Origin of the sequence: Candidatus Chlorohelix allophototropha (genome assembly GCF_030389965.1) — a bacterium.
GTDB classification, from domain to species: Bacteria; Chloroflexota; Chloroflexia; order Chloroheliales; family Chloroheliaceae; genus Chlorohelix; species Chlorohelix allophototropha.
The window spans coordinates 99,210-119,815 of the sequence record NZ_CP128400.1; the positions used below are offsets into that span (position 1 = coordinate 99,210).

The following is a 20,606-nucleotide window of genomic DNA, read 5'->3' on the forward strand; positions in this document are numbered from 1 at the left end:
CCTGCACTCAAATCATTAGCAATATTGTATGGCACTTACTACAAAAAAGCATCAACCCAAAGAACTAAATTGAACCGATGATAAGTTTTACTGTTGCCAAACCCTAAAATTTTTGCAAGCTCAGTTTTGCACATTATTAATTTAATAGCAGGAGGTAAAGGACAGTCGGTCGAGTATCGCACACTCAAAACCGCTTTTATATAATGAACCAGAAGAACTGAACAACTAAAAAGGGTTTGGTAAGGTGTATACTTAAAAACATGACAACACCTAGAAAAAAGTATTCACCCACATTTAAGTCTCAAAGAGTGCAAGAAGTGCTGGAAGGTAATAAAACCGTTACCCAGATAGCTTCTGAATATGGTATTCATCCGAATATGCTCACTAAATGGAAACAACTGGCTCTAAAAGGTCTGCCACAATCCTTTGATGAGCGTACTCAGAAGCAAATCGCGCTGCTGACCGCACAGTACGAACAAGAAAAAGAACAACTTTACGCCGAAATAGGTCGCCTGACTACACCGCTCAGGTGGTTAGGAAAAAAAAGTGAAGCAGGCTTTGCCCAGGTCGGTCAGATTAAGCCTAATCGAAACCCAAAAAGCTGAACTTTCACTCTCAAAACAAAGTGAGTTGCTAGGAATTAGCCGTTCCAGTTTGTACTACCGCTCAGTAGCACCAACCGAACGAGAAATTGAGCTCAAACACCGAATTGATGAGATTTACACCGTTTACCCTTTTTATGGATATCGGCGAATTCATCAACAATTACTGCGGGAAGGCAAGCACCTCAACCGCAAAACGGTGCAAAACTATATGCGGGAGATGGGGCTAGAAGCAATCTATCCTGGTCCTAATCTTTCGAAACGAGATCAAAAGCAGCGGGTATATCCCTATCTCTTAAGGAACCTGGCTATAACCAGACCCGCTCAGGTATTCGGTACCGACATCACATATATCAAGCTCAAACACGGTTGGCTTTATCTGGTGGCTGTCATCGACTGGTACAGCAGATATGTGGTAAGTTGGGAATTATCTGATACTTTGGAAATCGATTTTGTGCTTAGAACTACCGAGCGAGCGTTGGCGAAGATAAAACCCGAGATCTTTAACAGTGACCAAGGTAGTCATTTTACCAGTCCTAAATACACTGCTTTGATATTGGGCGCAGGTGTAAAGTTAAGTATGGATGGACGTGGGCGAGCACTAGATAATGTTTTCACCGAAAGGCTCTGGCGTTCCTTAAAATATGAGTGTGTTTATTTAGCACAATTTGAGAACCCCAAAGAAGCAAAGCTAGGGATTGGTGAGTATTTCGATTTCTACAATAATACTCGACCTCATCAGGCTTTGAAATATCAGACACCGGCTCAGGTTTATTTCAATACCGTGACACCAGTAATTATGTTAAAGAGCTAAAAAGAGTTACTAGCTATTTAACATTATTAGTTCTATAGAAAGGACTGTATCACTCCTTAACCAAGCTTTTATTTTTGTCTTGACAAACTGGGTCATTTCATTTTGCCCACTTATGTGTCCGTAGATTGTATCTGTGGGTAGGTTTACGCCAAATAAATTAAGGGCATTATCCTGTTTATTATCTCCATTGGTAGCACGCGACTGTAGAATTTGCATCATCTGGGCAGAAGCCTTTTTACTAACTATATTCCCATCTACTAAATTATGCAGAAATTGTGCGCAATCTTTTGCCGAAGTGTAATTTTCATTATTAGGGTCTGGGATACCCAACTTACGCTGCAAAAGAGTTTCGCCATAGCCATTATTTTTGGCAAATTCATTTACTTTCTTGAATCCGCCTAACTTGTCTATAAGCAGATTAGCTGCCGTATTATCGCTATGCACCAGCATATTATAAAGTATATCTTCGTAGGTGAATTTAGTACCTACCATCGTGGCTTGGTTCATTATCCCTGTTCCTGATACCTGATCGGATTTCTTCAGAATATAAGTATCTTTGAGGTTTAACCTATCCGCTTCGTCTTCTTCATACATAGAAGCAGCAATCCACAACTTGATAAGGCTAGCTGACGAAACCCTAACACGCTCATTTACCGTTACAGAACTCCCAGTAGGCAATAGCACTATGGCATTTGCACCTTTAGGCAAATTGCCAAATACTCGACCGAGGTTATCAATCTCAGCAGGGTCTTGTGTTGTGCTCGGTGTCGGCATAGTTGTTACAATAGGTCCAGATGCTGCTATGGTTGTGGCAAGCGCAAGTTTGTTAGCCTCAACAGCAGTGGTGGTAACGTTTGGTTTCACCTCAGTGGTAGTTGCACCAGCATTTAATAAATTGGTAGTTGTCCTAGCTATAAATGATGAGGTAGGATTAGAGCTAAAGTTGTTACCCTGAGTAATCAGAAAAACAACAACCACACCTAGCGATATTACAGTTATCGATAGAATTACAAGCAAAATCCCATTGCCTTTTACTTTAGTTTGAGATAACCCAGAAGAGTACGCGACTGTATTATGCGCAAATAAAGCTGTTCCGCAATAACTGCAAAAACGATCATTTGGCGGAATTACATTCTGGCATTTTAAGCAGATTGACATATCAAACCTTCCGATTCAAATTATCACTTACTTGCTTCAACCAAGCTGCTGCTGGAATGTTGTATGGTCGGAATTTCTCCAATCGTCCGTCTTCTTCATCAAAAAGGTAAGCCCGGTGCGACCCAAGTTTGCTTGCAACAGGCGAATCCAACAAATTTGATGAATCTTCTGCGCTCATTTGCATTGCTACGCGCATCCCGAACTCACGAAGAACCCGACGATCAAGGCTACGGTTCAGATTGTTCCAGTTATCGCACCATACAAGGGTGTGTATTCCAACCTCAGGTCCTTCCTTTAAAATAGTGGTGAAATTCTGGATGGGGGAAGACTCCTTCGACTCCTCATTGCCATACCCTCCATAGGAACCAAACCCGCTATCATCTTGCCGAATTTCGTTGGCACGATGTAGCCCGAAAACCGCTAGGAATTTATCCGGTCCGGGTGCGCCTTCTACCGCACTCCTACGTTTTACCTCAGCCGCAAGCACTGAAAGCATCCCCTGCAATTGGGAACGTTTACCCAGCTTCAACGAGTGGGGTAAAAGTGCTTTCAATTGATCAAATTGATCAGAATAGGGTGAATCTACAGTTCCGAAATTTAGCAGGTAGAAATAATCACTTCCAACCGGAGAAAGTTGGGCTGCAAGGCTAACCATGTTGGTCATAAACATGCCCAACGCCAGTTCTTCGTTTTTACTCACTATCAGTAAATTACTGCCACTCTGTCTTCTGAAATTAGCTGCCACCGAGTCTTTTATCGCAATCGGTTCTCCAAGCCACCCACTTACAGTTCGTCCTTTAGGTGCATAAGCAGTGGCTGAAAGCAGTTGCTGGAGCTGACGGTTTTTCTCTACTTCAGCAGGTTGATCCCCCTCAAAGACTAGTTGTGCGCCAAGTAGGTTTTCCTTTTTAGCCTTTTCAAAAATCTGTTCTAGGTACTGAGCCTGTTTCTCAGAGGAAAGGAAAGCTACCTGAAAATTTTTATTTCCTTCTACCCTTCCGTTTTCCGCATTATAAATAGCTTCACCTGACCGGGAGAGAAGACGGGCTGCCGGATTATCATCAGCTAGAATGAGGCGGGAATCGGCTTCGCTACACTGTAGAGCGACTCTCACTCCCATCTGATCAATTGTACTGCGGGGTAAGGTATATGACCCGGTTAGCGTTTGAGTACATAACACCAGATGAATGCCAGCACTACGACCTTGTTTTACCAATCGGTCTATTATCTGGGCGGCTCGGGATGAAATCTGATCATCTTCGGTGAAAAATTCCTGGAATTCATCTGCTATAAGCAATATGCGGGGCATAGCCTTTCCGGTAAGCTTTCTATACTGGGGCAGGTTTTGTACCCCACTGTCTCGGAATGTATCCCCGCGCCACTGCATTTGTGTATCCAAACCCTGCAAAACGCTCAGCCCAAACTCCCGCTCACTTTGGATTGCAATAACTCTAGCATGGGGTAGTTGGTGCTTCGCGTAAATCTTGAATTCCACACCCTTCTTAAAGTCTATGAGGTAAAGCTGTACTTCTTCGGGGCTATACTTGAGCGCTACGGAGGTAATCAGGGTATGAAGCAGAGAAGATTTTCCGGAACCTGTACGCCCCACCACCAATGCATGGTGCGCTGTTCCGCTGCCGCCAAACTCAAGTTGCTGGGATTTTTTGCTATCTGCCGGACCAAGCGCTGCATTAAATATTTCATATTTCTTGTCCTGCCACCATTCTTGGAAAGGCGGACAGATGTTTTCAAAAGGAACTACCACCTTACTGGCAGTTTGGGCTTTCTCCCCTACAGTTTTGGTTATTTGATCAAAAAGAGCATTAGAGGGAGGGTTGTCCAATTCCAAAGGAAATTCTTTGAAATCATTATCCTGCATTACAAAGTGTTTGCCGTTCCACTCTATAACAGTGGCGGATTGTTCCAAATCGGAAAGAGTAAAACCATGCGGCATAGGCTTTCCGGGGTCCACCACAACCACTGTATATACTCCACAGCGAGGTCCGTTTTGGGCAATACTTACCAGACGGCGGGCGGCTGCTTCGCTGAAGTTGGCAGGAAAATCAAAAACCACCAATAACCGGTATGGCTCTATTACTGAAGCTATAGTATTATATTCCTCAATATTTTTATACTGATTGCTCAGATATTTCTGTATCACATTCTCCATATGTTCGGAAAGATCCGCTAGACGTTGCTCAAGATGCTGTGGTTCTGTCCAAGCTTTTCCGTTAACCAGCTTGGGGTCATAATCTGATAGCCGTATCAGGGGCGCTACATTCTGACCCAACCCCACCGGGTCCAGAAAAGTGAAAAGCAATTTGCCGGGCTGTGTGCTGGCCAATAAGCGTAGTAAAAGAGACTGGATGGATTGTACCGCTTTAGTCTTTGCAGTGCCTGTGGCTTTGAAAACTAGCGTGCGGTTTCCCGTGAAAGGTATTAAAGCAGGTGTAGTCAGATTTAATTGCGGCTCCCCAATCCTGAACATACCCAAACTAACAACTTCCGGTATCTTTTGGGAGGCATTCCAGCTATTCCACACAGAGCTATTCCATGCAGGTGAAAGTACGTTAATTTGGTTACTAAAATCATCAATAGCAGGGCAGGCGCGGGCGACATGCTCCCGAAAAGAGCGCTCGGCTTTATCTAATTCTCGGGTATTTTGTTCTTGCGCGGCTGCTTGTTGGTTTTGATAAGCGGTTTTGGCGCTATTCAACCGATATTGATGATCAGTTTTAAAGCCAGCTAATTTATTGTTGTATGTATTCTGGTTCTGGTCCGACATAATCTTGTGCCAATATTTCGCATCAGCCAGGGCTTGCACAAGCTTGCGGTATTCTAATTTATTAGTACCACTGCTGACGATACCCCAAACTACCAGCAAGATAACTTCAACCACAAAAGCCGCCACTACTACTGGCACATTAAAATCTTGCCTGTACGAATAATAATTCTGAGGAGGGCGTGTAAGAATCCCAATACCAAACGGTAAACCAAAAAAACCTCCAAGTATAAGCAGCGCAAGGATTGTAGTAAGGCAGGAGTTAGCTTTTTTACCGGCAAACTTTTTGTTAGCAACCTCCTCGGCAATTTGTCTGCATTTTTCTATTTCTCGATGGGGATCCGAGTTCGAGCGCGGGTAAGTGTTTTGGGGCTTAATCTTGTTTAGTGCAGGCTGTAGGATAGAAGGGGCGCGATTATACTGCTGCTGCACCATACCCAATAAACCTGCCGCTTGCTGCTCCACCTGTTTTAGAGCTTGTTCGGCATAAGCTTCGTCCTGCTTGAGTTGTTTTTCAGCAGCTTCTTGGGCTTGTTTATAATTGAGATCGGCATTATCTTTTGCCTGTTTCAAGCGGGTTTGCGCTTGGCTACGCTCATTGTTCAGGCTCGCAACCGGGTTAACATAACCGTTCTTTAGCAAAGCACGCTGACGAGCAAGCAGAGCAGGTTCCGACATAGTAGAATCCTCCGTCGTTAAATTTATTTTACGTTGCGTTGAGCTTGATTTATCACTTGCGCCAAATTTGCCAATTCACGCTGAGCTGCCAGCGACAGAGGTTCCAGAGCAGACCAATAAGCCGTTTCAAAATCTCGCCGAGCTTTGTCGTCCCAAACCGTTTTAGTTTGTTCCCAACATTGGGCAAGAATTCTCCAAGAGTTCTCTAGCTCCTCTTTCGTACCTGATAGGCTTGACATATAACGTGTCTCTCCTTAAAAATGTAGTGTTTTAAATATACTTCTGCCGTTGTCCCGAAGTTGATAACCCCGGCTAAGGCACTGTTGAAGGATATTGGGATCGCTAGGTGTATCGCCATATATTTCGCGCACACCCCACTGAAGAGCAATTTCCTCCACCCGATCAAGCAGGGCATCCTCTATCCCTGATTGACTGAAGCTAGGTACTGGATCAATATCTTGAAGGCGAACTCGATCAACTATTCCGGTATAAGCATCTCGCTCAAGTAAAACATTCGCTTGCCCTGCATTGCCTCTTCCGGGTAATGCTTGGGAACTGCCAAGCCCTTGCTTATTAAAAACCTGTATCATATACTGATCCCCGGTTGGGAAAGTACGCATAACTAGACTCCTGCCCTGAGCATCTTGCCAAGTGACAGTGCTGAAGCCTTTCGAAGTCGCGTTTTTGCTTGAACCGATTCCAGCAGTCAACCCTGCCCCAAGCCCTCCGGCGCTAAGGGCGCTACCATTGCTTTCTGGCATAAACCCACCTGAAACGCTCGCGGATTCAGTGGCTTGAGAACTGCCGCCGGGTAAACTCTCGGAGGTGAAGCCGGTCAATATGCTGATTTTCTGTTCCAGTTGCGCCGTTGCTTTGGGAAGCTCGCTTTGCAAATGATTGGACAAGCGACGGGCTACTTTGTCGAAATCGTCGTTGGCTAATTGCACCTGTTTATGCCACTGCTGAACTTTCTTCAGTTCTTCCTGGGTGCGATACAACTCTTGACGGGCATTTTCAATGGCAGCCTTTTGGGCAGTGCAATCAGGGCGGTGAAGGTTCCCATTCGAATCGTAATAGCCGCTGGCTTCACAAGCTGCAAAAGCTGCAAAAGCTCGTTGAACAGCCTCTTCTTTCCGGCGTAGCTCACTTTGCAAACTGCTCTCACGCTCCTCCAACCTACGCAGGGTATTCCGCGATTCTTGGAGGGCTGCGCTCAAAGCCTGCGTTGCTTCATTGGAGTAACGGGCAAGAGCCGCTTTGATATCTCCAAGAGCCTGTATTGATTTGACACTTGCCCCACCTGAACTCATGTTATTCTCCTATCGCTGGTTCAGGAATTCACGTAGTCGCTGCGCTTTCCGCATCAGGAACGGCGCTTGCTGCTCGGATGAGCGAATAAATTGCTGTAGAACTCGCATTGTCTGCTCGAACTCCTGCGCGTATTTGCTATGTTCTTGGTCGCGCCATGTTTCGCCCAACCGGGAAAATTGCCCGTTCATATTACTGACCCCGCTTCTCATCTGCTCGGTAAAGTTCTTCAGTTGCTGCACAAAGCGTTCAATATCCTCTGGATTAGCGATTACTCCTGACATAAGAATTCTCCTTTTCTGTTCTAATAAAAGCTCAAGCTTAATTCAGCGCATATACCGTAAAGTTCGCATATTTAGTAGTAGTCCCGATAGTTGAATTGTTTGAGTACAACCCGGATGCAACTTTCACAGAACCGCTTACCATTTTTTCACCTGTATTCAAGGTGGCTATATACTGGTTGTTAAGGTAAAAATAGGCATTTGCACCGTTTACGTAAAGCACTAATCTATTAGTACCGCTTGAGGCTGTATTCATTTGGGGTAGGTTACCTGTGCTTATTGATTTGGCATTGCCCCATGTAAGTTCCCAGTAACTGTTAGAAGAAACAATCAAGCGATACTGCTCATTTCCAGTTCCAATATCTCTAAACAACAACCCATAATCCCAGCCTTGCCCAGCCTTAACAGTTGGATTAGTGAAAACCACATCTACAAGCAGATCACGTAAATAAACCCCTGAGCTATAGGTTTCAACACCTGTCTTCGAGCTTTGGGTCAGGCTGCTGCTGTAGGGACCGTAAACCTTGCGAGCGCGCGAATCAAGCGGCGCCAAGATAGACCAAATCGCGCTGGCAGTGGCAGTAGGGATGGCAATAGCCGTCGCAGTGGCTTGAGCCTGAGCAACTGCGGTAGCGGTGGCTTGCGTTTGTGCGGTCGCAGTAGCTTGAGCCTGAGCAACTGCGGTAGCGGTGGCTTGCGTTTGTGCGGTAGCAGTGGCTTGCGCCTGAGCAACTGCGGTAGCGGTGGCTTGCGTTTGTGCGGTAGCAGTAGCCTGTGCCTGAGCAGCGGTAGCAGTAGCGTGCGCCTGAGCTTCAAGAAACCGCTGATATTCCATTGCTTGAGCCGTCGCGGTAGCGTTTTGCTTCCTGGTGTTCTCACTGCTAACACCAATGGCTATTATAGAACCTACCAATACAACAACGGGCACAACAAGCCACAGCCATGCCACCGAAGTGCGTTTCGCTTTGGTTTGAGTAGTTTGGGTTGTGTGTGCTGCCTGTGCCATTTGTTTACCGCACTCTGCACAGTAGCGGTTGATTTCAGGATTAACTGTGCTACAACTTGGACAATTACTGACCATTATTCCATCGCTTTCTAATCAAGATTGGTATATAAACAAGCGCAACATAAAAGGCACAATTCAGCCACCCGGTACTTTTACAGACGAGCTATTGTTTTTTCAATTAATCGAAGCTGTTCTTCTGCCTCACCTATAAGCTGGCGATCCAATTTCAGCCTTGCAGTATCAATTGCCTGATAGGTTGCCTGCTCCAGTATATTATTGTTCGCAGCAGCCTTATCATAGAGACTTTGGTAAGCACGAGTTACCCGATCAAGATCAATTAAATATTTAGCAGGATCGAATTTTAGGGACTGACTTTTACTTCGCTTGTCAAGAAAATTAATCCATTCATCATTCAAATATGTCAAAGATTTGTCATAAACTTGGTTATAGTTCGCAGTAGGGTAAACTTTATTGAACTTTTCCAAACCATACGTTTCGATAAGCCATGAAACGAAAGAGCCTGAAATATCGTAATACTCTCTGGATAAAAGACGACCATTGAAATATTTTTCAGGGGCTTTGGAGATTGAAGTTAGGGGGGTTAACCGCTTTTGCAGATAAAGGGCTGTTGCAAAATCATGTACCGTAATAAACCCACTTTTTCGCAGAAATTCATCGCTGGCATACATGGCAATGCCTTCAGCCAACATAATGTTGGCGCCCCATCCAATTTTATTATAGAAAAATAAATGCCCCAACTCATGCGCAGTGATGTATTTTCGGTCATCTTTATCCCCGCTACCATCATAAAGCTGGTAAATTCTATCCTTTAGCACATCACTAAAGCCGCGAACTCCCAATCCTAGTGGGTCTGGCGCTCCATCGGTCCTTAACTCAAAGGTCATTGGAAAGATGGTTTCTACCTTTAGACGGTCTCTCACATATTTTTGGGCTTCTTGCCAGTTCTGAATGAATTCACCCAAGTTGGCAGCGCCAAAAGAGTTAGGTTCATAAATTACCGTGAGATTTAACTTCGACCACTCTTCCTGTACTTTTCCACCGGGCAGGTTTACACGTTTGTCCGGTGTAGGCATAGTAGCTATGGGGGTAGCTGTTGCAGTTGGGCTAGGTTCTTTTGTAGCTGTTGGAAGGGGCGTTGGTATTGGGGTTGGGGTTATTATAGTCGTGGTAGCTTGGGCTGTATTTGTAGGAAATACTAAGAGTGAGGCTACTGTTGAGGTTATAGCAACCGATTTATCAATATTCTGGGCAGCCAAAGAATTGTTCTTCAGGTTGACCGCCAATCCAACTAATAAACCAACTAATAGGAATATAACCATTATTAGCCCTACCACCAGCCTAACAATTAATTGTTGAGATTTTTGTTTGATTTTAACCATATATTACCGGGTAGCCTTCTTTGTTCTTTAGGGTAAATCATTACGCCAAACCGGGTAGTAGTAGTCAAAATCATTACTGCTAGAAGTTATACGGTCACGACCGCTTCCATCCGGGTGTACTGCGTAAATATCACTTTCCCCGGAAGTTTTATCGCGGTCACTATTGAAAAAAATATAATCTTCAACCCAAAAGGGTCTGCCGTTTTGCCCACCTGAAACGATATTGTAGACGTTTCCGGACAAATCAGTAACGTAAATATCTTTTGGAGTATAAACATCACTGCGACTGGTAGTGTTAAATGCTAATTTTTGCCCATCAGGTGACCATACCGGGAACCGTGCATTATCACTTAGCCGTGTCACCTGATATTGACTACCCCCATTTAGATTCAATATCCATATCTGCCACAGACCATTTGTATATGAAGAATAGGCTATTTTGGAACCATCCGGTGAAAAAGTTGGTCCAAGCTTCCCTAGTCGATCTTGAGTTAATTTGCTTGAACGACCTCTCATATCCAGCAGGTATAACTCACCGTCATCTCCGATATATACCATTCTTCCGTCAGAGGATACATTAGGGTTTAGACCTGTAGCAATTCTGGAACTACTACTTCCATTTATAACATTTATTCCCTTATCCGCCTCAGTTACGTAAACAAAGTTATTTTGACCGGGTATCCAAAACCCTTGGCTTACATTTGCGCCTGCTGGTATTGCTATTTCTTCGGTACGATTAGACAAATTCACTTTTTTGATACCGGGTAAACCGTTGCCTTGGGTATAAGTTAAAAGTAGCCAACCTCTCTGGGTTACCGAACGATCTACTATTCGTGGAGAAGGGGTTTCTGTGGGAGAGGCAACGGCGGTCGTAGCGCTTGCGGTTTTAGCAGAGGCGGTTGTGGCAGCGACAGTCGTTGCAATAGAGAGATTACTTTCGGTAGTAGCAACAATCTTGGCAGCAACAGCGGCAGCAGTTGTAGTATGCGTAGGAAAGCTATAAATATTATTATCAATCGAATCGGATTTATTACCTTGCGAAATCAGATAAATGACAACCCCACCCAGCACTACTACCACTACTGAAAGCAACATTGCTACAGTAATCAAAGCTCCACCGCTTTTTGGCTGGGTAGTAGAAGAACCACCACCATTATTCAGCGCTAAAGTGGTTCCACAATAACTGCAAAATCGGTCATTTTGAGGAATTGTATTATGACAAGTTGAGCAAATTAGCATGTTTGACCTCTACATTAGCTAAATAAGATCCTGAATTTAATCCAGAGAATAAACTGTAAAGTTATCGTAACGAGTAATGCGCCCGGCAATTACATTGCCCGAAAGAAACCCTGTACCCACGCAAATATCTCCGTTCCCTAATATATCTCCAACTTCTAAGGTGGATATATATTTCTCGTTGAGGTAAAAATAGGCAGCTGAACCGCTTACATATAGCACCAAATGATTGGAGCCGCCTTGCGCAATATTGAGATCCGATAGCGCGTTTCCAGCCACCCAGTTGTTATTTCCATTGTATAAATTCCACCTTCGCCCGGAACTGATAATTAGGCGGTACTGTCCCTGCGGGGAATTTCTAATAAAGAATCCATAATCCCAGGTGCCTTCATTTGCGCCATAAGGATTGAAAAACCAAGCATCAATTAAGCTATTCCGCAGAGTTACATTAGCGCACTTTATCCCTACATAATTTCCGTTAGGATGTTCGATATTCCCATTTGCGGGACCATAAATTTTCACAGCGCGTTTGTCCAGCGGAGCAATTATGTTCTGGATAGTTTGGGCAGTAGCAGTCGCTTTATCGAAAGAAGTAAATCCTGCTTGCGAAGCATAAGAAGTGGAATTCGAGTATTTCGAACCGAAATTGCTCACTACCAAGATAGCGCCACCTATGAGCGCCAAAATAACAAGCAACCAGGTCAATTTAAAGCGTTTCTTTGGAGGATCTGGCGGTAGTTTTGCTATTATAATTGGTGGAGTCAACTTTGCCCCGCACTCGGCGCAAAAGCGGTTGGTCTCAGGATTTACTGTATTACATCTTGAGCAGTTCGTAATCATAACGTTATGCTAAGCCTGCCTTTTGCGCCACATAGTACCACTGCTCCAAAAAGCCATCACCAGCCCAGCCAGAAACATAGCAATTACCAACAAGCCCGCGCCAGTATCGTAGTCAAATAACATCCCCAGCCGCGCAAAAGGTTCTCCATTATTATCAAATAGCCAATTTTGAAACGAATAACTAGGTGCCCAATAAATATACTGGATAATTGTCAAGCTAAGAGCAGTAAATGCAACTGCTATAAAACGTTGGACGGCGCTGTCATTGCGCTTAACACCAAGATAAATTAACCTACCTATTATCAAACCGTTGAGAGGCAAACCAATATAGAAACTTAAGCCATTAAAGGAAAATCTACTCAAGAACAGTGAAAAACCATCTTCGGGTGAAATTATGAATAAACTTATTTCTGTAAACCAGCATGGCGCGGTAATTATTACAGTAACCAGCAGAAAACCCACAAAGCCCCACAAACTCGCTACCCAGAGATTGGGACGAGATTGTGTAGCCACTTTGGCGGGTTTCTTTGGCTTGGCGGGCGCAACTGCAAGATTTACTCCGCACTCGGCGCAATAAGAGTTGGTAGCAGGATTAATGGTGGTGCAACTATGACAACTGCGAGGAGTTTGCATAAAGGTCATGGCTTCACCGTCGGTGTCGGAGTTTGCGCAACTGCCGTTGTATTAGTTGGAGTTGGAACGCTTGTAGAAGTTGTCAGTTGTGCTGTCGAAGTTGTCGAGGCAGTAGTAGATGACGCCCCGCTGCTAGTTGTTGAAGTTGTAACGCCTATAGTAGTAGTCGCTTGCTGCGTTGTCGATGGGCGAGTGGTAGCTATAGCGTTGGTCGTGCTTGACGGGGTTGTCGAGGCAGTAGTCGTCTGCTGTGTTGTTAGAGGTCGGTTGGTAGTTGTAGCGGGAGAAGTTATAGGTAGGGTGATAGTTGGAACAGAAGTAGCAATAACCCCCGATATGGAAGGTTTTGGTGTTTCGCTAACTACGGTCGAAGTGAGTATAGTGACTGTAACAGAAGGTAGAACGCTAGTTGGCGTTGGCGCACTTAACATAGCGCCAAGCAAATAGCCGATGCCTCCAAAAAGGGATGCCCCAATTACCACAGCTATCAAATAAAAAGCGATTCTTGAAGGTTTTTTTGGTGGTTGTGGCGGCAGCGGAGCAGGCTGGCGCGTGTACTGATAGTTAGGTTGCGGAACAGGTCTAGCGGAATTTACTAACTCAGTTGGCACAGAATCGTCGGCATACCTAGATGCTACAGACGGTGGAGTTTGAGGCACCGCTACAGCCGCTCCGCAACGCAGGCAATTAGCAGTATTGTTGAATATATTAGCTCCACAGGTATTGCACTTAATTATTCCCAGACTGGAATTATTTATCTGCATTTTTCTCTGCTTTCGTTGTGCGACTTATACTTGATTGCCACATGTTGGGCAGAATTTGACCCGGAACGGGATGAAGCTGGAACATTTAATACACTGGCGAGACTTATTAATTAATGGGGTAGCGCATTTGACACAATAAATCATGCGCCTGTTATTAGGAGTAAGACAATTTTTGTTGGGGCACCCGATAGTCTGAGTCATTTTGCCCTGCTTCAGATCGTGACTTAACTCGGAAGCAGAGTTGTAGCGTTCCTGTGGGTTTTCGTTCAGATTGGAAAGGATTATTTCTTCCAGATCTACTTCCACTTTGGGATTCAGGCGACGTAATGCTCCCTGCATTCGCTGCTGCGGATCATCAGGCACACTCCCGCTCAGCATATAGTACATAGTGGCAGCCAGCGAATAAAGATCGGAGCGTGGCTCGGCATCCCCTTCTTTCTGTTCAGGCGCAACATAGCCCTTTGTGCCTACCCCTTTAGTTAAATTTGTTCCTTCTCGGACACTTCGCGCTATACCAAAGTCAAGCAAAGCAAGCGAGCCGTCGCTCTTCCGAATTTTCAGGTTATCCGGCTTTATATCACGATGGACAATAGGTGGATTGCGGGCGTGAATTATCTCCAGAGCTTCACAGACACTAATACCGTACTCAATGACCTTACGAGAGTCCAGCAAACCCTTACCGGTCACAATTTCAGACACATCTTCTCCGTCAATGTACTCCATTACAAAGTAGTGGCGAGGGCCTTCCTGTGTAACACCCTTAATCAATGAAGGGACTGAGCGTACCATCTTGAGCGATTCCAGCACCTTAGCCTCATTCAGGAAGTGGTCAAGGAAAGTCTGACGCGCATCGTGGGGGCGACCCTGCTCTTCCAGTAATTCTTTCACTACTACATCAGATCTAGTGTTTTGGTCGGTAGCTACATAGACTCGACCCATCCCACCGGGTTTTAAAGAGCGACGAATAACCCAACGCCCTGCTATAACTGTGGAAACTGGTAATGGAAGAATTGTTTGGCAATAACTACAATAAAGCGCATTGGGTGACGAAACATTGTTACAATAATCACATTTAATGGGGGTTTTTGTGGCTCCTATATTATATACTGGGTTGCTAGTTGTGGTGGTAGTTGTTGTTGCTGTCGCACTAGCAGTTACTATATAACCACATGAATTGCATGAATCAAGAGAAGGAGGGATATAGCTCTGACAATTAGGGCATTTCATTTCTTCACCTACTTGTTAAGACGATTAAGGATGTCGATAAAGTACAACCGTAGTATTATCATGACCACTGGTAGCAATTGCAGAATTAATTAATCCGAAACAGTTACCCAATAAACTGCTTTGTCCTTTTCCATATACCAGTTGGGCAATCTGGTCGTCGGTTAGCGAATCGGTTAACCCATCACAGCATAGCAATAGAAAATCTCCAGATTGGACTGGGTAAAAAGCCACAAAAGATTCCGCGGCAGCACGGTAGCCCAAATTGCGCGAAAGGACTCCTTGTAAACGGCTTTCATCCTCTGGGCGAGGTTCTTTATTTTTGAGTCGCATTTCAGCAATACGGGTGTGCTCTTGACTAATTTGGACCAAACGCCCCTCTCTGATTAGGTAAGCGCGACTATCCCCAACATTAGCCACCGCCACCTGATTATTAACCACTACTGCGAGAACTATGGTACTCCCCATGCTTTTTAGCTTTGGTTCACGTTGCGCCCGGTCAAATATCCTTTTGGAAGCCTCACTGATTGTTTCGCCTAATGCTCTCTCCAACGATTCTTTCAACCCTGTATCCGGCAGAGTTGAGCGGTTTGGATTTGGCTGTACCAACACTGTTGGCTGGTTAGAATTAGAAACGGGACTAAGACGGGTTCTCTGCTGAGATTTGAGTAAAAATTCGAGATGTGAAGGTAGAACTTCTTTAATACATTCCAACGCAAGGCTGCTGGCTACTTCCCCGCCTTCTTCGCCTCCCATACCATCGGCTACCATTAAAACAGTGAAATTGCCGCTTTCCTTTTTGAAATTGTCAGCATAAAAGTTATCCTCATTGTTGTCACGGGATAAACCCATATCAGTCCAAGCTGCAAGATTAGGAGATTGGCTATATTTTAATAAAAGCTGATTGTTATTCTTTAAATCATTCAGAGCATTCTCTACTGCTTTGCCCATTAGGTAAACGCTTTTATAGCGTTTTTCCAAAGAGCGATGGATAGCCTTACTTATCAAACGATTAATGGAAGGTAGTAAGAAATCCGGTGAGAATAAATCGGTAAGCAACTTAATATTGCGCTCGTCATAATGGGTTTGCTCAAGTTGTTTTCCCAGATAAAGAGACAGCCAAACAGCGCCAATTGCGAATACATCAGCCCGCTGACTCAAGTCTTCACGATTGGAATATACTTCGGGCGCAACATGGTAATTGCTAGGAATCCGGTCGGATTCTGAAATCGGCAATCGACGCAATAATAATAAATCAGCTATAAACAGATTACCCTGCTCTGAAACATACAAGTTTGAAGGCAGTATTTGCAGACACAATCCGCCCTGCTGATTGATTAGGAAAATCGCCTCACAAAGTTGTTTGATCCAAATCAAACGATGTTCATCATCACTCTGCGTCCACACTTCTTGAAGTAACCGTCCTGTTTTTTCTCCTAGGAGTTGGTAGAACCCGCCCTCTGCTTTAAAGCAGCTAAGGGATACAGGCAGAGACGCGCTGGCTACACTGCTCAGAATTTCGTGAGACTGGCTAAGTTGCTTTTCATTTTCCGAACCAATCCTTGTTTCCTTCAACAAAACTTTGACACCATCCTGCTCAGCCCGATAAACATTTACGATACTAGGTTCCATGCTTAATGGGCGAAGGACACGAATATCATTTAGCATCTTCCCGGATTGAAGCAATTGTAACGGTTGAGATTCCGTGAAGTTTTGAACGTTCCCTGTGGGGTCTGGTAAAAAAAGCCCGCACTTCTGGCAACTCTCGGCACCCGGATTTGTATAGGCACCACATCCGGGACATTTAGGGGGAAATTGGCTGTCGTTTTGTATTTGTGCCAAGATATAAGCCTCCTAGTCAGGAATAGATTGACGAGTATAAGTTGAACACTAGACTTGCTCTAGCCTCATGATTATTCTGCCAACAATCAATTCGTTACCATATTGAATTAGGGTAGGAGTATGAGGGGCTAATTTGGCAGCTTGGGAGCCTTGACGAATTTTGGTGCCATTTGCGCCTCCGGCATCTTCTACATACCATTGCCCGTTAACAAACTGAATTGTAGCGTGCTTCCTATGAACATAGCCCTCCGTATCCTGCTTATCCAGATCAATATGAGGGTAAAAGCCATCGTCCTCATCCCAGCGTCCAATTTCGTTTTCCCCGGCATTGAGAATGAATTCTTGTCCTATAATAGATCCCCGTGTTACCACTAACTTGGCAGTTGGAGATGCCCCAAGATTCGCAAATTCAGGTTGCTTATTACTATTGGTATAGTTGTCTATAGCATCAAAATCTATAGCCCCTTGTGGGAGATTATTACTGAAAGGTATTTCAGTAGGAGCTTTATAAAAAGCTACCGACGTATCTTCTGGCAGTTGGATAAAGCAGGTTTCGCAGTAACGGGCACCATCTATGTTAGATGTTTTACAAGCAGGGCATATTGCGCTCATAGTAAACTCCTTCTCATTGTAAAATTAATTAATGAATTAATTATCATCAGGCATCAATTTGGTTTTTCGAGCTTCATTTTGAGCCTCGATTACGGTTTTTCGGGAAATTGAGCCCTGTGCGCCCAATTCAGTTAGCGCATTGTTAATGAGAGTTGTCTTGCGACTATCGCCGCGTTTATCACTCAAAGACCCTGCATTTTGCAACAAAACCGTAGCTTTTTGCTTTTCTCCAGATGCCGCTAACTCGGTGGCTTTACGCACCATTTTGTCTATCTGGGCATCATCTACCCAGCGTAAAACTTCGCCATTGTTGTAGACAAGATTATTGTCTGTGACAAAGTTAACAGCCAGACTTTCTGGTTTGGTTGACTGATTTGGTTGACCCGACAAATCATATTGCACAGAGATAGATGCAATGTTGTAACGACCCGGGGCACGCCCAATTAAGGCAAGGTTAACCAGTAGGTTAATCTGTCGGTTACGCTCCATTGCGCCAAGTGTTATTTGATAATTTCTGCTAATGGGATCTCCGTCTATTCTGACTTCTTTTACTTCTGGGCTAACGATTTTTGCTTCACGAAGAACATCATTCTGAAAGAATTTCAGCCCAAGCCTAACGTTGCTAAACACCGAATTCATCATTACACCTAACTCTTGCTGAAATGCTTGCCCAATTTTTTGAGGGGAGTCAATGTAATGCCATTTGCCACCACTTCGCTCCGCAATCAAACTTAAAAGCTTCTCATTCCAATCAAAACCAACTCCAAAAGTGCTAAAAGAAATGCCTTTCTCGGCTTCCCTGCTAACAATACCGGGGCATTGATCTTCATGCTCTGTATTGCCATCGGTAAGGAGAAGAACCCGGTTAAGACGATCTTTACTGAGATTGCGAAGTAATTCGGCGCTACCAGCCCTCATACCTGCAGGAATATTGGTTCCTCCGCTTGGCATTTTCAAGATACTTTGAATGGAACGAATAATTTGATCGCGGTTACTGGCAGGAAGGGCTTGTTGTACAACTCTTTCCGAGTCAGAAAAAGCAATTACAGAAACAAAATCGGTAGGGCTTAATAAATTTACGGCTTGAATGGCAGCTTCCAGTGCTAAATGTATGCGCTTATCGTCTCCGTACATTGAGCCACTATTATCTATAACTAATGCAAGGTTTAACGGCAATCTGGAGATGGATTGGGCTTCACCCAGTGGAATTATCTTGCAGAGCAAGTAAAGACCATACTCCTGACGAGTGCAAGGAACATTATCCTGAGAAAAAAGGGTTTCAAGTTGTAACATGCGACTCACTCCTTGTTAATATCCTTACTTACAAAGATTTTAAACAGCCAGGAAAGTAACCGAGAATTCGAAAGCATATTTATTAAAAATGATTAATAATTGGGAAGTGAACTATATAGAACAGAAATCAAATGCTGTGAAATTTATATCATCTAAAAGTCCTAACCACCCACACCTTTAGAAAGTATTTTGAGTTATTGATTTCATCAAAAAATGTATTTTCCAATTCCAATAACCATAAATTTCACAATGCTTGGCTATGCTATACTCTTTTGTTCAGTACAATTTTCAATGGTATCAAATTAAAAGGGCACTTTAAACCTCTTAATAAACTAGTAAGGATAAATTTTTTTTAAATCAGATGAGAATTTCACAAGATATTTCATTGTTCACTGTCTCCATTTGTTATTCTAATAGCTACACATTACAATACACATTAATAAATTCCTAGATTTGATAAATAATATTAAATAGGAACCCAACCGTTTTTTGGCTTAACGAAATCTAATGGAATTACAGCAATTCTGAAAACTAAACCATAGCGAAAGTTTAGAGAGCCTTTATAGAAGAGTGTATATTAGTTGGATTGACGTTTAGATAAACCAAAGGGCAAGCAGTGTTGGCACAACTTGCCCAGACGAGTAATGTTCTAATTGAGAAAGGACACTACTCGTATGAACCTTAACACACTTAAAGAATTTCGGCACGAAATCTATGACTGCTTTGAATACGCCAGTGACGCATTGTTTAATCTGGCGGATGCCCTTATGACAGAAAGCCAGGCTCAATCGGTACTGGAACTGACCCTTTCGCCCAATTTTGAGCGAAAATGGCCCAGTTTGTATGAGGCTTTGCAAATGGGTCAAGTTAACCAAACTCGCTTCGAGCAAACCATGGTGCGCTACGCCCCTCATCCCTTCGATGGTGAAAGATTGGTACTGGCAGTGGATGCTACCAATATCGAGCGACCCTTTAGCACTACATCTGCAGATCGTGGCTGGCTTTACAAACACAATCTGCCCAATTGTGATAAGCCCGTGACCGTGGGTTGGCAATTCTCGACCGTGGTGGTGGTGCCGGCTCAAACCAGTAGCCATACATACATTGTCTCCAACCGCAGGATCAAAACCAGTCAAACACCAGCAGAGGTAGCCAGCCAGCAACTGAGCGAATTGCGCCCATATTTTGCTGAAAGACCGCTCAATCTGGGAGACCGGTACTACCCCACCAAAGCATTTATTCAAAATAGCAGTAAGGACTATGACTTGCTGCTGCGGCTCAAGTCTAACCGAGTATTCTATCGAAAAGTGGTGAGAGATGAGCAGAAACGAGGTCGCGGCGCTCCCGCTAAACACGGTGCTCGTTTCCAATGTAATGATCCCAATACGCACGGTTTGCCGCAGCGAGTGTGGGTTGGGACGGACGAAAATGGACACAAACTGGTAGTAAGCGCATGGACTGAGCTGCATTTGAGGGAAGCACCTGAACTGGCACTGAGCATAATCCGAATACAGCGTGAGGCAGCCAGTGGTAAAACCCATGACCCTCTGGAAAGTTGGTATGTGTGGTCGGGTCAAACTGAGCTTGACCTGACGCAAGTCTGGTCGTATTACAAGAGGCGTTACTCGATAGAACACGGCTATCGTTTTGACAAACAAGATTTGTTGTGGGAAAAACCACGCTTGCGCTATCCGAGCCAGTTTGAGTTGTGGACGGCGATAGTCAGTTTGGTACACGACGAATTGCAAATCGCTCAAGGCTTGGGCTTGGAAGTGTTGCGACCTTGGGAAAATAGTCAACGAAAGCCAAGCCCTCAGCAAATTCGACGAGGCTTGTCCGGAATAATTGTGCAGTTGGGCAGTCCGGCCAAAGCCAGCAAAGTGCGAGGAAATGGGAAGGGTCGAGCGGTTGGCACCAAAGTAAGACCGGCTACCCGCTATAAGGTGGTCAAAAAGGGGTTTTCTACCTCTAATTTGACGAATATTCGCTGTTAAATTTGCTGGTAACTGGCTACAAACTGTCATTCTTTTGTAAGTTCCGATACGGGTTTCTATTTCCTATAGCCCCGTTTATCTAAACGTCAAAGTTGGATTCTCCCGCAGCTTTAATGCTATTGGTTTTTATTGCTTCTCC

General features: G+C 44.3%; 17 protein-coding genes. 3 read left to right on the top strand and 14 right to left on the bottom strand.

Annotated elements, in window-relative coordinates; translation table 11 throughout:
• The first annotated feature begins 260 nt into the window (after window positions 1-260).
• Window positions 261-1,416, top strand: a protein-coding gene (locus OZ401_RS13270; protein WP_341470952.1) for an IS3 family transposase whose coding sequence is annotated in 2 segments (ribosomal slippage) — window positions 261-536 and window positions 538-1,416 — 1,155 coding nt in all. Because the reading frame shifts where the segments join, the coding sequence is not laid out codon by codon here.
• A 9-nt stretch (window positions 1,417-1,425) separates the two neighbouring features.
• Here the strand turns inward: OZ401_RS13270 and OZ401_RS13275 are convergent.
• The 10 genes from OZ401_RS13275 to OZ401_RS13320 form a co-directional block, all read right to left on the bottom strand.
• Window positions 1,426-2,574, bottom strand: a complete 1,149-nt coding sequence (locus OZ401_RS13275; protein ID WP_341470953.1) for a serine hydrolase — start codon at window positions 2,572-2,574, stop codon at window positions 1,426-1,428.
• Window position 2,575: 1 nt separating this feature from the next.
• Window positions 2,576-6,034, bottom strand: coding sequence for an FtsK/SpoIIIE domain-containing protein (locus OZ401_RS13280; RefSeq protein WP_341470954.1), 3,459 nt, complete (start codon window positions 6,032-6,034; stop codon window positions 2,576-2,578).
• Between the two features lie 23 nt (window positions 6,035-6,057).
• Window positions 6,058-6,273: a hypothetical protein gene (locus OZ401_RS13285; protein ID WP_341470955.1), complete on the bottom strand. Its 216-nt coding sequence runs from the start codon at window positions 6,271-6,273 to the stop codon at window positions 6,058-6,060.
• A 15-nt stretch (window positions 6,274-6,288) separates the two neighbouring features.
• A complete protein-coding gene (locus tag OZ401_RS13290; RefSeq protein WP_341470956.1) occupies window positions 6,289-7,344 on the bottom strand; it encodes a hypothetical protein in 1,056 nt (351 codons plus the stop codon).
• A 9-nt stretch (window positions 7,345-7,353) separates the two neighbouring features.
• The gene (locus OZ401_RS13295; RefSeq protein WP_341470957.1) at window positions 7,354-7,626 is read right to left on the bottom strand and encodes a WXG100 family type VII secretion target; all 273 of its coding nucleotides are present in this window, start codon (window positions 7,624-7,626) and stop codon (window positions 7,354-7,356) included.
• Window positions 7,627-7,663: 37 nt separating this feature from the next.
• Entirely contained in the window at window positions 7,664-8,704 is a 1,041-nt protein-coding gene (locus OZ401_RS13300) for a zinc ribbon domain-containing protein (RefSeq protein ID WP_341470958.1), read from the bottom strand.
• A gap of 77 nt (window positions 8,705-8,781) precedes the next feature.
• Entirely contained in the window at window positions 8,782-10,029 is a 1,248-nt protein-coding gene (locus tag OZ401_RS13305; RefSeq protein WP_341470959.1) for a hypothetical protein, read from the bottom strand.
• A 27-nt stretch (window positions 10,030-10,056) separates the two neighbouring features.
• The gene (locus tag OZ401_RS13310; RefSeq protein ID WP_341470960.1) at window positions 10,057-11,268 is read right to left on the bottom strand and encodes a zinc-ribbon domain-containing protein; all 1,212 of its coding nucleotides are present in this window, start codon (window positions 11,266-11,268) and stop codon (window positions 10,057-10,059) included.
• Window positions 11,269-11,304: 36 nt separating this feature from the next.
• Window positions 11,305-11,970, bottom strand: coding sequence for a hypothetical protein (locus OZ401_RS13315; RefSeq protein ID WP_341470961.1), 666 nt, complete (start codon window positions 11,968-11,970; stop codon window positions 11,305-11,307).
• Between the two features lie 144 nt (window positions 11,971-12,114).
• On the bottom strand, window positions 12,115-12,738 hold the full coding sequence (locus OZ401_RS13320) for a hypothetical protein (protein ID WP_341470962.1): 624 nt from the start codon (window positions 12,736-12,738) through the stop codon (window positions 12,115-12,117).
• Here OZ401_RS13320 and OZ401_RS13325 point away from each other — a divergent pair.
• On the top strand, window positions 12,715-13,185 hold the full coding sequence (locus OZ401_RS13325) for a hypothetical protein (protein ID WP_341470963.1): 471 nt from the start codon (window positions 12,715-12,717) through the stop codon (window positions 13,183-13,185). The genes OZ401_RS13320 and OZ401_RS13325 overlap by 24 nt on opposite strands.
• Before the next feature lie 341 nt (window positions 13,186-13,526).
• On the opposite strand, the gene OZ401_RS13330 is transcribed toward OZ401_RS13325, so the two are convergent.
• The 4 genes from OZ401_RS13330 to OZ401_RS13345 are packed head-to-tail and all read right to left on the bottom strand — an operon-like array spanning window position 13,527 to window position 18,473.
• The gene (locus OZ401_RS13330) at window positions 13,527-14,729 is read right to left on the bottom strand and encodes a protein kinase domain-containing protein (RefSeq protein WP_341470964.1); all 1,203 of its coding nucleotides are present in this window, start codon (window positions 14,727-14,729) and stop codon (window positions 13,527-13,529) included.
• Window positions 14,730-14,753: 24 nt separating this feature from the next.
• Complete coding sequence (locus tag OZ401_RS13335; protein ID WP_341470965.1) at window positions 14,754-16,568, bottom strand: protein phosphatase 2C domain-containing protein; 1,815 nt, start codon at window positions 16,566-16,568, stop codon at window positions 14,754-14,756.
• A gap of 48 nt (window positions 16,569-16,616) precedes the next feature.
• A complete protein-coding gene (locus OZ401_RS13340) occupies window positions 16,617-17,180 on the bottom strand; it encodes a double zinc ribbon and FHA domain-containing protein (protein WP_341470966.1) in 564 nt (187 codons plus the stop codon).
• Window positions 17,181-17,216: 36 nt separating this feature from the next.
• Entirely contained in the window at window positions 17,217-18,473 is a 1,257-nt protein-coding gene (locus OZ401_RS13345; protein WP_341470967.1) for a vWA domain-containing protein, read from the bottom strand.
• Window positions 18,474-19,147: 674 nt separating this feature from the next.
• On the opposite strand from OZ401_RS13345, the gene OZ401_RS13350 reads away from it, so the two are divergent.
• Window positions 19,148-20,467, top strand: coding sequence for a transposase (locus OZ401_RS13350; protein ID WP_341469457.1), 1,320 nt, complete (start codon window positions 19,148-19,150; stop codon window positions 20,465-20,467).
• The last annotated feature ends 139 nt before the right edge of the window (window positions 20,468-20,606 follow it).

What these genes read in the sequence shown, in the direction of transcription:
- OZ401_RS13340 (WP_341470966.1), bottom strand. Translation starts at nt 17,180, where the DNA reads ATGAGCGCAATATGCCCTGCTTGTAAAACATCTAACATAGATGGTGCC.
- OZ401_RS13275 (WP_341470953.1), bottom strand. Translation starts at nt 2,574, where the DNA reads ATGTCAATCTGCTTAAAATGCCAGAATGTAATTCCGCCAAATGATCGT.
- OZ401_RS13305 (WP_341470959.1), bottom strand. Translation starts at nt 10,029, where the DNA reads ATGGTTAAAATCAAACAAAAATCTCAACAATTAATTGTTAGGCTGGTG.
- OZ401_RS13325 (WP_341470963.1), top strand. Translation starts at nt 12,715, where the DNA reads ATGACAACTGCGAGGAGTTTGCATAAAGGTCATGGCTTCACCGTCGGT.
- OZ401_RS13290 (WP_341470956.1), bottom strand. Translation starts at nt 7,344, where the DNA reads ATGAGTTCAGGTGGGGCAAGTGTCAAATCAATACAGGCTCTTGGAGAT.
- OZ401_RS13300 (WP_341470958.1), bottom strand. Translation starts at nt 8,704, where the DNA reads ATGGTCAGTAATTGTCCAAGTTGTAGCACAGTTAATCCTGAAATCAAC.
- OZ401_RS13310 (WP_341470960.1), bottom strand. Translation starts at nt 11,268, where the DNA reads ATGCTAATTTGCTCAACTTGTCATAATACAATTCCTCAAAATGACCGA.
- OZ401_RS13330 (WP_341470964.1), bottom strand. Translation starts at nt 14,729, where the DNA reads ATGAAATGCCCTAATTGTCAGAGCTATATCCCTCCTTCTCTTGATTCA.
- OZ401_RS13295 (WP_341470957.1), bottom strand. Translation starts at nt 7,626, where the DNA reads ATGTCAGGAGTAATCGCTAATCCAGAGGATATTGAACGCTTTGTGCAG.
- OZ401_RS13350 (WP_341469457.1), top strand. Translation starts at nt 19,148, where the DNA reads ATGAACCTTAACACACTTAAAGAATTTCGGCACGAAATCTATGACTGC.
- OZ401_RS13320 (WP_341470962.1), bottom strand. Translation starts at nt 12,738, where the DNA reads ATGCAAACTCCTCGCAGTTGTCATAGTTGCACCACCATTAATCCTGCT.
- OZ401_RS13345 (WP_341470967.1), bottom strand. Translation starts at nt 18,473, where the DNA reads ATGTTACAACTTGAAACCCTTTTTTCTCAGGATAATGTTCCTTGCACT.
- OZ401_RS13285 (WP_341470955.1), bottom strand. Translation starts at nt 6,273, where the DNA reads ATGTCAAGCCTATCAGGTACGAAAGAGGAGCTAGAGAACTCTTGGAGA.
- OZ401_RS13280 (WP_341470954.1), bottom strand. Translation starts at nt 6,034, where the DNA reads ATGTCGGAACCTGCTCTGCTTGCTCGTCAGCGTGCTTTGCTAAAGAAC.